This window comes from Candidatus Schekmanbacteria bacterium, from assembly GCA_016219965.1.
Taxonomy (GTDB): Bacteria; Schekmanbacteria; GWA2-38-11; order GWA2-38-11; family J061; genus JACRJM01.
Genome location: JACRJM010000010.1, coordinates 1 through 14573, shown reverse-complemented (window position 1 = coordinate 14573; position 14573 = coordinate 1). Strand labels below are relative to the sequence as shown.

The 14573-nt window shown below is 39.4% G+C and carries 9 protein-coding genes; all 9 read left to right on the top strand.

Annotation, left to right across the window (positions count from 1 at the left end; translation table 11 throughout):
* Window positions 1-7: 7 nt before the first annotated feature.
* Entirely contained in the window at window positions 8-1387 is a 1380-nt protein-coding gene (locus HZA77_11610; protein ID MBI5376074.1) for an alkaline phosphatase family protein, read from the top strand.
* A gap of 17 nt (window positions 1388-1404) precedes the next feature.
* Complete coding sequence (gene cysC, locus HZA77_11605) at window positions 1405-2013, top strand: adenylyl-sulfate kinase (GenBank protein MBI5376073.1); 609 nt, start codon at window positions 1405-1407, stop codon at window positions 2011-2013.
* A gap of 31 nt (window positions 2014-2044) precedes the next feature.
* Window positions 2045-3358 carry an alkaline phosphatase family protein gene (locus HZA77_11600; protein MBI5376072.1) on the top strand — a complete coding sequence of 438 codons (1314 nt, stop codon included), beginning with the start codon at window positions 2045-2047 and terminating at the stop codon, window positions 3356-3358.
* A gap of 11 nt (window positions 3359-3369) precedes the next feature.
* Window positions 3370-5496 (top strand): alkaline phosphatase family protein, encoded by a 2127-nt coding sequence (locus tag HZA77_11595; protein MBI5376071.1) that lies wholly within the window; start codon window positions 3370-3372, stop codon window positions 5494-5496.
* 15 nt (window positions 5497-5511) lie between these two features.
* Window positions 5512-7482, top strand: a complete 1971-nt coding sequence (locus HZA77_11590; protein ID MBI5376070.1) for an alkaline phosphatase family protein — start codon at window positions 5512-5514, stop codon at window positions 7480-7482.
* Window positions 7483-7528: 46 nt separating this feature from the next.
* Entirely contained in the window at window positions 7529-7723 is a 195-nt protein-coding gene (locus HZA77_11585) for a hypothetical protein (GenBank protein ID MBI5376069.1), read from the top strand.
* Between the two features lie 12 nt (window positions 7724-7735).
* Entirely contained in the window at window positions 7736-8560 is an 825-nt protein-coding gene (locus tag HZA77_11580) for a hypothetical protein (GenBank protein MBI5376068.1), read from the top strand.
* A 44-nt stretch (window positions 8561-8604) separates the two neighbouring features.
* On the top strand, window positions 8605-11343 hold the full coding sequence (locus HZA77_11575; GenBank protein MBI5376067.1) for a hypothetical protein: 2739 nt from the start codon (window positions 8605-8607) through the stop codon (window positions 11341-11343).
* A gap of 285 nt (window positions 11344-11628) precedes the next feature.
* A partial coding sequence (locus HZA77_11570; GenBank protein ID MBI5376066.1) for an SBBP repeat-containing protein occupies window positions 11629-14573 on the top strand: 2945 nt, incomplete at its 3' end.

Sequence of the window (14573 nt, the reverse complement as noted above, 5' to 3'; positions counted from 1 at the left end):
TAGGAGTATGACAAAACTTCTTGTAATTGGTCTTGATTGTGCTACGCCGCAGCTAGTTTTTGATAGCTGGCTTGATGAGCTTCCAAACTTAAAATCTCTGGTTGAGAGTGGAATACATGGAAAGCTTCGCTCCACTGTCCCGCCCATTACAGTTCCTGCCTGGACTGCAATGATGACATCTCAGGATCCCGGTATGCTTGGGTTTTATGGTTTCAGAAACAGGAAGAGCTATGGTTACGATGATCTTTATTTTGCCAATGCGAATTATGTTAAGGCTAAAACCGTATGGAACCACCTTTCCCGGAACCGTATGAGCTCACTTGTTTTTGGAGTGCCACAGACCTATCCTCCAAAGCCGCTCAATGGCGTTCTTGTAGCTTGTTTTTTGACTCCCAACAAGGATGTACAGTACACCTATCCTGACGAAATAAAAGCAGAACTCGACAAAGCTGCTGACGGAGACTATATAATTGATGTCGATGACTTCAGGACTGATGATAAACAAAAGCTCCTTGAATCTATTTATGTCATGAGCAGAAGACGTTTCAAGGCCTTCAGGCATTTCCTGACAAAGGGAAACTATGACTTTGCGATGATGGTAGAGATGGGGATTGACCGGATTCATCATGGCTTCTGGCGTTACTTTGATGAGGCGCACAGACTATACGAACCGGGAAACCCATTTGAAAATTCAATCAAGGACTATTACAAAGATATTGACAGGGAGATAGGAGAAACGCTTAAAGTAATTTCTCCTGATACATCGGTTATGGTTGTATCAGATCATGGCGCTAAGACAATGATGGGTGCCATATGTATAAATGAATGGTTCCAGCAGGAAGGTTATCTGACTTTAAAGGAAAAGCCTTCAAAGGTGATGTCGCTTAAAATGAATATGATAGATTGGAGTAAAACAAAGGTGTGGGGAGAAGGCGGATATTATTCCAGAATATTTTTTAATGTTAAAGGGCGTGAGCCTGAGGGAGTAATCCCGCAAGAGCAATATGAGGATTTCAGGAACGAGATAATACGAAAGCTTGAAGCAATGAAAGATGAAAACGGCAAGCTAATTAACAACAAAGTTTTCAAACCAGAGGATGTCTACAAAGAGTGCAATAATGTTCCGCCGGACCTTATCCTTTATCCCGGCAATCTGGACTGGAGGTCTGCAGGCTCAGTAGGTACGGGGACCATCCATATTTATGAAAATGATACAGGACCTGATGATGCAAATCATGCTGAGGATGGAATTTTCATCTGGAAAATTCCGGGGAAGAAATGGGATAACAAAGGTAATAATTATTCCATATATGACATCGCCCCATCAATCCTGAAATATTTTGGACTTGATATTCCGCAGGAAATGGTGGGAAAACCAATTATATAAAAAAGAAGGATAGGAGGATTCTAATGAAAGGATTTACAATTTGGTTCACTGGTCTTTCAGGTTCAGGGAAAACAACTCTTGCAAGGGAAGTTGAGGAGATACTTCTCGAAAGAGGACTTAAGGTTGAGGTATTGGATGCTGATATCGTGAGAACCAACCTCAGTAAAGGATTGGGTTTTTCAAAGGAAGACCGCGATATAAATATCAGGAGGATTGGGTTTGTCTGCAATCTTCTTACACGCAATGACGTTGTTGCAATTGCAGCGGCAATATCTCCATATAAGTCGGTCAGAGATGAGAACAGGAAGTTAATTAAAAACTACGTAGAGGTTTTTTGTAAGTGCTCGATTGATGCTCTTACACAGAGGGATGTTAAAGGATTATATGCAAAAGCTCTTAAGGGCGAGATAAAGAATTTTACAGGAGTTGATGATCCTTATGAAGAGCCTGATAATGCTGAAGTAGTAGTGGATACAGGTAAGGAGACAGAAGAACAGAGTGTTGCGAAGATTATAAAGACCCTGGAGATTCTCAATTACATACCGCGTGTGGAAGATGCGAATGAATATTCCGGCGATGAAGAGGATGAAATAAAAGCAAGACTTAAGGATCTCGGTTATATATAATAGCTAACAATAATTGAGACCTTAAAATAAAATGGCATTCTTCTTTAAGAAAAAAAAGAAAAAAAGATGTTGTGTTGTAGGGCTTGACGGCGTCCCTTTTACTCTCCTTGAAGCGCTGACCCGGAACGGGGTCATGCCATTCATGGAAAAACTCAAAAGAGATGGCAATCTGAGAAGCATGAAAGTTACCTTGCCTGAGATATCTGCCGTAAGCTGGTCAAGCTTTATGACGGGAACAAATCCGGGGACACACGGTATTTTCGGGTTCATGGACCTGAAGCCCCAGACTTATTCTCTTACTTTCCCATCTTATAATGATTTAAAGGCTCCTGCTATTTGGGATAATTTGAAAGAAATAGGGAAGAGGAGTGTTGTAATAAACCAGCCGTCAACTTATCCTGCAAGACCAATCAATGGTGTTTTAATTTCTGGCTTCGTTGCAATTGATATTAAAAAAGCAGTTTATCCGGCAACACTTGTCCCGCAGTTGCAGGAACTGGGTTATAAAATCGATATTGATACGATGAAAGCGAGAGAGGATAAAGATTTCCTTATCAAGGAACTTTATGCGACTCTTGCCGGAAGAAGCAAAGCCCTTGATTTGTTATGGGACAATGAAGATTGGGATTACTTTGAAGTTGTTGTAACAGGTACAGACAGGCTGCATCATTATCTTTGGGATGCACTTGGCGACAACAGCCACAAATATCATCAGGCTTTTCTGGACTATTACAACAAAGTGGATTCTTTTGTTGAAAGTACATATAAAAAGTTTCTTGATATTGCCGGTGACGGCGAAGAAGGGAATGAATTTCTGCTTCTTTCTGACCATGGGTTTACCGGAATTGAAAAAGAGATTAATCTTAATTGCTGGCTTGCAAAGGAAGGTTATTTGAGCTATATGAAAGATTCACCTGACTCAGTAGCTGATATATCAGATTCTGCAAAGGCGTTTGTACTTGATCCGGGCAGGATTTATATAAACTACAAAGGTAAGTATCCCAAAGGATGTGTAGAGCGCGCTGAGGGTGAAGGTATCATGCGTGAGATAAAAGAAAAGCTTGAGAAAGTTGAATTCGAAGGGAAGAAGGTTATTCAAAACGTGTTCAGAAAAGATGAAATCTATAGCGGTCCTTATCTTGACCGGGCAGCAGATATGGTTGCTCTTTCTTATCCTGGTTTTGATCTTAAGGGGTCGGTAAAAAAGGATGTTATTTTCGATAAAACTGTGTTGCAGGGAATGCATACATGGGATGATGCCTTTTTCTGGTCCTTTGGCAGAAAAAAAGATAATCTTAATATTACAGATATCGCCCAGATTATCATTGATAATTTCAAGAGTTAACACCCGAAATAATGCTGATAACAGTTAAAAAGAAAAATTACAAAATTATAGCGGGGGAAAAATTATTCTATTTTTTTACCGTACTTTCTCTTTTTTTTACCTGTCCTGCTGAAGCCTACATAGGTCCGGGAGCAGGGTTTGCCTTCATCTCAAGTTTTTTTGTTCTCTTTGTTACTTTCCTGCTTGCCATATTTTCTATAATAGCCTGGCCAATAAAGTTCATTATAAAGACTTTCATTAAACGAAGGTCAGGCGTTAAAACCGATATTGAGCAGGTTGTCATTTTAGGGCTTGATGGACTTGACCCGGGTCTTACAACCAAGTTCATGAATGAGGGTAAACTTCCCAATTTGGCAAAACTCAAAAGTGAAGGGACTTTCATTCCCCTTAAAACAACTGCTCCTGCAATGTCCCCTGTTGCCTGGTCTTCATTTATAACAGGTGTTGATCCTTCCCGGCATAATATATTTGATTTTTTAAAACGTGATCTGAAGAGCTATCTTCCCGACCTTTCATCAGCACATATCGGGAATGCAACACGGACATTGAAAATAGGGAAGTATTCAATTCCTCTCGGGAAACCTGAAATAAGACTTCTTCGAAAGAGCAAACCGTTCTGGAATATACTTGGAGAGAATCACATATTCAGCTCAGTCCTGAGGGTGCCAATTACTTTCCCTCCTGAAAAATTTAACGGTGTTCTCCTTTCAGGTATGTGTGTTCCTGATCTTAAAGGAACGCAGGGCTCATTTACATATTATACGACTGATAAAAATTCTGTTGGAGAGCATACCGGTGGAGTGCGCGTTCTTGTCAAAAGGGAAGGAGATGTAATCAACAGTTTTATAAAGGGACCTGCAAACTCACTTTTAAAAAGTAATGAAGAGATGACAATCCCTTTTTCAGTGAAAGTGGATGAGGCATCTAACACAGCCATTATAACATTAGCGGATATTAAGATTAAACTTGGAAGGCAGGAGTATTCCAACTGGATTACGCTTGTATTTAATGCAGGTATAGGTATAAAAGTCCAAGGTATATGCAGGTTTTATCTTAAGAATATTTCTCCTCATTTTGAGTTGTATATAACTCCAATAAACATTGATCCTGACAATCCGGCGATGCCTATTTCTCATCCTGTTTATTATTCAGTGTATCTGTCAAAACTTCAGGGTAAATATGCCACTCTTGGTCTTGCTGAAGATACATGGGCGCTTAATGAAAGGATAATAGACGAGGAAGCATTTCTTAACCAGGCTTACAAGCATCACGACGAGAGGGAGTCGATGTTCTTTAATGCCCTGGAAAAAACAAAAAAAGGTTTGACAGCTTGTGTCTTTGACACAACTGACAGGATACAGCATATGTTCTACAGATATATAGATGAAAAGCATCCGGCTAACAAAGATAAAGATACGGTAAAACATAAGGGTGCGATTGAAGAGCTCTATGTTAAGATGGATGATCTCGTAGGGCGAACAAGAGAGAAGGTAGGCGATAAAGGTGTAATGATTGTAATGTCTGACCATGGATTTAAATCATTCAGACGTGGTGTGAATCTTAATTCATGGTTTTTACAGAACGGTTATATGTTTTATAAAGATGACAAGCCAGGGAAAGAATGGTTTGAAAATGTTGATTGGGATAAAACGAAAGCATACGCATTCGGGTTAGGCGGTATTTATTTAAATGTCAAAGGACGTGAAGCAAAAGGGATTGTAACCCCTGGTGAGGAATGCAAAAAATTAAAAGATGAACTGAAAGAAAAACTTTCCCGGCTCAATGACCCTGATTCTGGTGAAACGGCAATCAGCAAGGTTTATGACAGCGACGAGCTCTATAAAGGGCCCTATGGAGTGAACGGTCCTGACCTTCTTGCAGGTTTTAATGTTGGCTACCGCTCTTCATGGGAAGCAGCAGTCGGCAAGTCTACTGATAAAGTGATTGAAGACAATACAAAGAGCTGGAGCGGCGATCATTGTATGGATCCCCGTTTAGTACCGGGAGTTTTATTCTGCAGCAGAAAGATTGATGGTGAAAGTCCGTCTATAATGGATGTCGGACCTACAGTTCTTAAGCTTTTTGGAATTGATGTGCCCTCTTACATGCAGGGGAAATCCTTCATTAACAATGTTTGATAAAAGAAAGATATCATGCTGAGAAAAGTTACAGTCATATTTACGGTACTAATAGTCCTCTCTCTTCAGTTTGTCCCGGGGTGTAAGAAGGGGGAAACTACGTCAGTGGACAAAAAGGTTCTTATAATAGGATTTGACGGGATGGATCCGGTGATCCTGCAAAAATTGATAGATGAAGGCAAAATGCCTACTTTCAAAAAGCTTGCTGAAGAAGGTACGTTCAAGCCGCTTCAAACAAGCATGCCGCCCCAAAGCCCTGTAGCGTGGTCTAACTTCATAACAGGTATGAACCCGGGAGGACACGGGATTTTTGATTTTATTCACAGAGATCCCCAAACCTTAATGCCTTACCTTTCTACATCAAAGGCAGAAGAGCCTAAGAAAAAAATATCTATAGGAAACTGGGTGATTCCTTTGTCAGCCGGAAAGGTTGAACTTTTGCGTCATGGTAAATCATTCTGGGAAATATTAGAGGATAAGGGAATACCATGCACAGTATATATGATACCTGCTAATTTCCCTCCTGTAGAATGTGAGGCAAGGACACTTTCAGGTATGGGGACTCCTGATATACTTGGCACCTATGGAACTTATTCATACTATTCCAATGTCCGCCCGGAGATGAAAAACGATGAGCTTTCCGGAGGACGTTTCTATGAAGTGAATGTAGCAGACGGCAGGGTCGATGCAAGTCTTGTTGGTCCTAAAAATACTTTTAAGAAAGATGCTCCTGATGCATCTGTAAATTTTTCTGTATTGATAGATCCTCAGAATTCTGTAGGTAAAATCGTTCTGCCTGATAAAGAGATTTTTTTAAAAGAAGGGGAATGGAGCGAATGGACGAGGGTTGAATTCAAACTTATTCCGTATTTACAAAATGTGTCAGGAATCTGCAGATTCTATTTAAAAGAAACACATCCTGATTTTAAGCTTTACGTTACTCCTATAAATCTTAACCCTGAAGACCCTGCACTTCCAATCTCGACTCCGTCAGGTTTTTCAAAGGAGATTTACGAAAATATAGGTTATTTTTACACACAGGGAATGCCTGAAGACACCAAGGCGCTGACTGCCGGTATCTTTACCGATGGAGATTTCTTAACCCAGGCAACGATGGCTTTTCAGGGAGAACTTGACGGATACAGATATATGCTTTCACAGTTCGACAAGGGACTTCTTTTCTTTTATTTTTCCAGTACGGACCAGCAGTCTCACATGTTCTGGAGAAACCACGACAGCTCGTCACCGGCATTCAAGGAAGAGGGTTTTGATAAGTATGGCGACGTGATTGAAAAACTTTATCAGAGGATGGACATTGTGCTGGGCGAGGCAATAAAAAAAGTTGATGACAAGACATCAATTTACGTTATGTCCGATCATGGCTTTGCGCCTTTCAACTGGTCATTCAATCTTAATACATGGCTTCTTGATAATGGATATATTTCTCTCATTGATCCGTCAAAACAGGAGGAAGGAGAGCTTTTTGCAAATGTCGACTGGCAGAGAACCAAAGCCTATGGCTTAGGGCTCAACGGCCTTTATATAAACATTTCCGGAAGAGAACCTGAAGGAATAGTCAGTCAGGGTGAAGAAAGGGAAAAACTTGTTAATGAGCTGGTAGAGAAGCTTGAGAACATTGTTGACCCAAAGACGGGAAAGAAGGTCATAAGAAAGGCATATAAGCGTGAGGATATATATTCCGGTAAATATGTGGAACAGGCTCCTGACATCATAGTAGGTTTTGACCGCGGATACAGGATATCATGGGAATCCAGCCTTGGAAAATTTCCCAAGGAACTCGTAGCTGATAACAAAGATCCATGGAGCGGCGATCACTGTATGGCATATGATGTAGTTCCTGGTATTTTGCTTACAAACAGAAAAATTAAAACTGAAAACCCGGCGCTTTACGACATGGCTCCAACAATACTTGCGGAGTTCGGAGTGGACAAAGAAAGTGACATGGTCGGTTCCTCGATTTTTTGAAAAGTTTTTGAAAGGTTTTTGAAAAATACTTTTTAAGGAGAAGAACATGTTTGGCGGATCAAAAATAAAGCTCGACAGCGAATTGCTGAAGAAAGTTAAGAAGTATTCTGATATTGCCGGCTATTCATCTGTTGAGGAATTCATCACACATGCAATTGAAAAAGAATTGGCGGCTCTTGAAGATTCAGATTCAGAGGAAGAAATAAAGAAAAAACTACAAGGATTGGGTTATATTTCCTGATTAGGGGTAATAATGATTTTTTTGATAAATCTAATTAATTCTTTATTTGATCTTACCTTTGCTCCATTTGTGAACATGAATCTTCTATGGGGGATTTCAGTAGTGTCACTGGTGACAGGCGTAGTTATGCTGATTATTTTTAGCTACACATCTGATCAGCAGGGCATTAAGGAAACAAAAGAGAAAATTAAAGGATATCTCCTCGAAATAAGGTTGTTCAAAGATGACCTTCAGCAAAATCTTCGCTCTCAAAAGCAGATTTTAAAATACAATTTGCTTTACATGAAGCATTCTCTTAAGCCAATGGCTGTTATGATAATCCCGGTTATCCTCATTATGGTCCAGCTGGATAACCGGTATTCTATGCGTCCATTTAAAGCAGGAGAAAAGGCGTTAATCTGCTTAAAACTGGCAGATAATATTAATCCTGTGACCGCTAACATTGAGCTCAAACTTCCTGCAGGCGTTACAATGGACGCTCCGCCTTTGAGGATTGAGAAAGAAGGGGAAATAGACTGGAGAGTTAGAGTTGATACTCCGGGAGATTATGATCTTAAGTTTCTTGTTGGGAACGAGACTTTCACAAAAAAACTTGTTGCTGAACCAAGGCTTGCACGGTTATCTTCTGAGATAACTCAGGCATCTTTAAGCCAGCTTCTTATTACTCCGGGGGAATCGCCAATCCCCTCATCAACTCCTGTTAAGGAAATAAAAGTTGTTTATCCTGAAATGCAAATCAAAATATTTGGCCGGAATATCCACTGGATGGTTCTGTTTTTCGTATTATCCATAGTCTCTGCTTTTGCCCTTAAAGGGGTTTTTAAGGTACAGATCTGAGATTGTTTTATAAAGAGCAATAAATATAAAAATTGAAGGGATAAATGGTTGAAGTGAAAAAAACCATTAAACTAACTTTTTTATTTTGTCTCTTTCCATTATTACTTTTCTTTAATAAAAACATTTTTGCATCTGCCAACAGTCAATCAATAACAACTTTAGAGTTTAATTTTGATTCGCTTACTTCCCATGAAGTTAATGAAAGTGGCAAAACTTATAAGTCGTTCTCATTACCTGATGGAGGATTGACTGCTGAACCCGGCCGGCCTCAGCTACCATTCAAAAGAAAACTAGTTCCTATCCCAGACAATGTTCAACCTGAAATATCATATGAAACAGAACCTGGGGAAACATATTATCAGACAGATATACTGCCTGCACCTTACATAAATATTGGATTGCCTTTTGATAATATGCAGAAGCTCTATAAGGAATATTGTAAACCGTCTGAAGCTTATTTTCAGGATAAAAACTTTCCTTCCACAGCTTGCGAAATAGAAAACATTATTACCATAAGAGGAAAGAAATTTGCAGTAATCATGGTTTATCCTCTTCAGTACAATCCTGCTTTGCACAAGGTTGAGACATTTAAAAAAGTCTCTGTCCTGTTAAAACTCGCCGCGGTTTTGCCGGAGATTAAGAGCGCTAAAAGAAATAGTTTATTAACAACGCAAGAATCATCCCCATCCTATCCAATGTTGAAAATCAAGATTACTAAAGATGGGATTTATAAATTGACTGGAAAAAGTCTGAAAAAGTCCGGATTTACTTTAAACGGTGTTGATCCGGCTACGTTCAAAATATATTACAAAGGGGTAGAAGTCCCAATAATTGTTAAGACAAAAAAAACTTCATCATTCGGGAAAAGCGATTACATAGAGTTTTACGGTGAGAAGAACGTCTCTCAGTATTCTGATACATCCGTTTACTGGCTGTCAGCAGGAGATGATGCCGGTAAAAGAATAAGTTACAAGAACAAGGGGTTGAAAAGCGGCGGGAAAACGAAAAAATATTTTACTGAAAAGATTGAGGAAGAAGAAAATACGGAGTTCATCCAGACCCTGCCTGAAGAACCTGACAAAGATCACTGGTTCTGGAAAAGAATATATTCAGGAGAAAAAAAGTCATTTGATTTTAATGTAAGCAATCTCTCATCTGCGTCGGATACAGTCAAAATCGAGATAAATCTCCAAGGGTTGATGGATGACACTTCGAATCCTGACCACAACACAAATGTTTCCATCAATGATAAAAAAGTTGATGAGTTTTCATGGGATGGAACTGCTGAAGAGTTAAGAGTGATAACAACAACTCGCAGCATACTGCAGAAAGGGGCGAATTCCCTGTCTATACAAAGCACATCTAGCGCTAATGATTATATGGTCCTTAATAATTTTTCCGTTTCATACCCTTCAGCTTTCAAGGCGGCAGACGGCATCCTTTTCTTTTCAGAAAATGATGATGGCACTCACACCTACAAAGTAAGCGGTATAAAAGGGAGCGCCAATACTATTCAGGTTTTCGATATAACAGATCCCTTCAATGTGAAATCTTTGAAATTCAAATCAAAGGGCAAATATATCACTTTCTATGATGTTACCTCCGGTGCTACTCAATATCTGGCAGCAGCTTCAAGTACTTTCAAATCTCCTGACAGTATGGAACTTATAACTGAAAAATCCGGTCTTAAAGACACATCAAACGGGGCTGACTATATAATTATTACTCACGATGATTTTACAGAACAGGCAAACACACTTTCCCAGTTTCATGCATCAGAAGGGATGAGAGTAAAAGTTGCTAAGATTAATGATGTTTATAATGAGTTCGGTTATGGTTTTTATGATCCGCAGGCAATCAGGGATTTTATAGAATATGCTTACAATAGCTGGCAGGCACCTAAACCTTCTTATGTGCTTCTCATTGGCGATGCAAATTTCGACTACAAAAACTATCTTAAAACAAATACCAAAGATTTCATCCCTACAAAATTAGTTGACACTTCATCTTTTGGTCCTACGCCGAGCGACTCATGGTATGCCTGCGTTGACGGAGATGACAGCATTCCTGACCTTTATATTGGAAGGATATCTGCAAGTTCTGCCGGGGAAGCTGAATCTGTCGTAAGCAAGACTATAGAGTATGCGGATTTGTCGTTAGATGAGGCATGGCTTAATAATATTGCCCTTGTGGCAGATGATCCTGATGATGGCGGAGATTTCGAGGCTTTGTGCGATGCACTTGAATCGGAAGTCCCTGTCACCTATTCAATGCAAAAGATTTATCTCACTAGTTTCGCGAATGCTTCTGATGCCAAAGACGAATTTGTAGCAGCAATAGACAGCGGTGCTCTTGTTGCTGTTTATGCCGGACATGGCTCTGTAACTGAATGGGCGGTAGAAGAGCTTTTTACTGTTAGTGACATTTCCCTTCTTTCAAACCAGGGGAAATATCCTTTCATCGCAAATCTTAATTGCCTGACCGGTTACTATGCATCTGCTGCTGATGAAAAGAGCCTTGGGGAGGTCTTTTTGAAGGCTGAAAATTCCGGAGCAGTGGCATTCTGGGGACCTACCGGTCTTGGATATACAAATGAATATGAGGAGATCGGAAAGGAGCTCTTTTCAACAATTTTTAACAGCGAAAATAGCAGCACAAGTCTTGGCGAATCTGTGACTAATTCACTGATAAATGCCTATACGAACCAAGGTGTGTCGGAAGACTATTTTAAAGACATGGTTATCCTTGGAGATCCTGCCTTAAAGCTTAAAATATCCCAATAAATAAGTGTGATATATCCCTGTCGGATTATTAGACACTTTTTAACCTTAATAATCAATATATTATAACTTGTAATATAAAAGTGTCTGCTATTCATGACACATTTCTTGCTTTTTAAAATTTCCCTGAGTTTTCTGCATTTTAAAATAATACAATAAAACAATGATATATAAATTATTTTTTTGACTGGCATAACACTTGCTTATATTCTTATGTGTGTTTTAAGTATTTTTATGTGTCTATAGCTATAACATTACTTAAATGGTTCTTAAATAGGGAGGTATTAAATGCGGCATGTAAAACGTATTGCATTTGTTTCAATTTTTATTTCTCTATTATTAATCCCTGCTGTTATTCATTCAAGCAATACATCTGTTGCTGACAGCAACCGCATAATGTCAAAGGCAGCAAAGCTTCAGATGCCATTCATAGAGAACCGGGGACAGCTTCAGGATAAAAATGTAAAATTTTATGCTAATACATTTGCCGGCAATGTGTTTGTTACGGAGAAGGGAGAACTATTTTATGGTTTGGTAAAGGGAGAAGCCTCTACCCGCATTTGTGAAACTCTTATTGGTGCAATACCATCAACTATAAAAGGTGAAAGCAAATCAGCAACAAAGGTAAATTATTTTACCGGCAGTAAAGATAACTGGAAGTCAAACATCTCCACATGGGACAGCGTAAATCTTGGCGAAGTCTATGAAGGAGTGGAACTGAAACTCAAAGCCTATGGTAGCAATGTTGAAAAACTTTTCTATGTAAATGAATGCGGAGATGTTGAAGACATAAAACTCAAGTTCGACGGCGCAGAAGATATTTCTGTAAATGAAAACGGAGAACTTGAAGTAGAGACAGAACTTGGCACAGTGAAATTTACCAAACCATATGCTTATCAGGAGATTGATGGACAGAGGGTTGAGGTAAAGGCTGAATACTTGATTGGCTCGTCTCTCTCCTATGGTTTTCAGGTTGCTTCTTACAACAGGAACTATCCGCTGATTATAGACCCATTGCTGTCGTCGACGTTTATTGGAGGTGATGGCAATGATTATTGTCATGCTGTAGCATTAGGCAATTCAGGAGACCTTTTTATTGCAGGTGTAACATATTCATCGGGCTATTATGAATTTCCGGCTACTTTAGGCTCTTATCATTCCTCTTATTATAACAACACTGGTGATGTGTTTGTTTCAAAGTTTGATAATAATTTAAGTACTCTTTTATCCTCGACCTATATAGGAGGGTCTTCTATTGATGAAGTTAAAGACTTGGCCATAGATTCATCTGGGAATATTTTTATTGCAGGCTATACATACTCCACTGATTATCCTGTAACATCAGGAGCATTTGACACAGCATTTAACACATCTATATTTGAAGGTTCTTCTAGTGATGTTTTTGTTTCAAAGCTTGATAATAGTTTGAGTAATCTTCTTGCATCGACTTACCTTGGCGGAAATAGTTTTGATTATGGCAATGCAATAGCCATAGATCAATCGGGGAATATTTATATAGCTGGAGAGACACTGTCGTTAGGTTTTCCAGTAAGAACAGGAGGATATACTACTTCCCCCTATTATGAAGCGGGAATTCCTCATTCTATCGATGAAGTTTTTGTCTCAATGTTGAATAATGATCTAAGCTCACTGCTCCATTCAACATTCGTAGGTGGAAGTGGTGGAGAAACTTGCAGTGATATAGCAATAGATCCATCAGGAAGTGTTTTTATAACAGGAAGGACGAGTTCGTTTCCTTATCATAATATGCCATCACCTTATAATCGCGATTATCCTGCAACTTATGGCGATTATTACATTACTCCAAGTGGTGATACAGCATATGGTAGTAATGTTTTCGTTTCAATGCTGGATGCTTCGCTTGGCCACCTTGGGCCTTCAATATTTATTGCATATATTGATGGATATAATAATTACGGCAGTTCCATAACAGTTGATTCTGCCGGGAATGTTTTTGTAACTGGCAATACAAAGTTATCTGACTATCCGATAACCGCAGAAGCTTATGATAGCTCTTTTAATGGAAACAATGATGTGTTTGTGTCTAAGTTTAATAATAATTTAACATCTCTTATCGCCTCAACTTTTGTAGGCGGCAGCTCCGACGAACGTGTCAATTCAATTAAGACAGACCCATCAGGGAATGTATATATTACAGGATACACAGGTTCGTCGGATTATCCTGCAAGCACAGATGCTTATGATATGTCTATAGATGGTGCTTATGATGCTTTTTTTTCGAAGTTTACGAATGACCTCGCTACTCTGTCTTATTCAACATTTCTTGGGGGGAGCGGATACGATGAAGCTACTTCCTTTGCCATAGAGCCATTAACGGGAAATGTATATATTGCCGGCTATACTGATTCGCCAGATTACCCGGTGATAGACGAGGTTTATGATACATCTTATAACGGAATGCTTGATGTTTTTATTTCAAAGCTGAGCAATAGTTTGGATGCTATTGATAGTGATAATGATGGGATTTATGATTTTATTGATAATTGTCCTAATATCTATAATCCTGATCAGGCAGACACTGACCATGACGGAATAGGTGATACTTGCGACACCTGCATCGATACAGACGGTGATGGATTTGGGAATCCCGGATACCCTGCAAATACCTGCCCGACAGATAATTGTCGTGATGTCTATAATCCGGTTCAACAGGACACTGACAATGACGGGATTGGCGATGCTTGCGATACATGTATGGATACAGATGGTGATGGATATGGTGATCCCGGATTTTCGAAGAACACCTGTCAGATTGATAACTGCCCGGATATTTCTAATCCAGATCAGGCAGATGTAAATAATGATGGTATTGGCGATGCCTGTTCTCCAACTGACCTTATTGTTTCCTCTCTTTCAGCCACTCTCGCATGTTCCGGTATAACTATTAATGACACGACAAAGAACAATGGGTCCGGTGACGCAGATGCTTCAACGACAAGCTTCTATCTTTCAGTGAACTCGAAGCTTGATGCAGGGGATACCCTTATCGGGAATAGAGCTGTTCCTTTGATCAAAGTCGGTCAGGTTAACACAGGGTCAACAATTATAACTCTTCCGGAAGGAACAACTCCGGGCAGCTACTATATAATTGCCAAAGCAGATGGATTAAATGGAATTGCAGAGACAAATGAGAACAACAATATAAAGGCTATTTTTAAGTCTTTTAAACCTGACCTCAGTATTACCTCTCT

What these genes read in the sequence shown, in the direction of transcription:
- HZA77_11595 (MBI5376071.1), top strand. Translation starts at nt 3,370, where the DNA reads ATGCTGATAACAGTTAAAAAGAAAAATTACAAAATTATAGCGGGGGAA.
- HZA77_11585 (MBI5376069.1), top strand. Translation starts at nt 7,529, where the DNA reads ATGTTTGGCGGATCAAAAATAAAGCTCGACAGCGAATTGCTGAAGAAA.
- HZA77_11610 (MBI5376074.1), top strand. Translation starts at nt 8, where the DNA reads ATGACAAAACTTCTTGTAATTGGTCTTGATTGTGCTACGCCGCAGCTA.
- HZA77_11600 (MBI5376072.1), top strand. Translation starts at nt 2,045, where the DNA reads ATGGCATTCTTCTTTAAGAAAAAAAAGAAAAAAAGATGTTGTGTTGTA.
- HZA77_11580 (MBI5376068.1), top strand. Translation starts at nt 7,736, where the DNA reads ATGATTTTTTTGATAAATCTAATTAATTCTTTATTTGATCTTACCTTT.
- HZA77_11575 (MBI5376067.1), top strand. Translation starts at nt 8,605, where the DNA reads ATGGTTGAAGTGAAAAAAACCATTAAACTAACTTTTTTATTTTGTCTC.
- HZA77_11590 (MBI5376070.1), top strand. Translation starts at nt 5,512, where the DNA reads ATGCTGAGAAAAGTTACAGTCATATTTACGGTACTAATAGTCCTCTCT.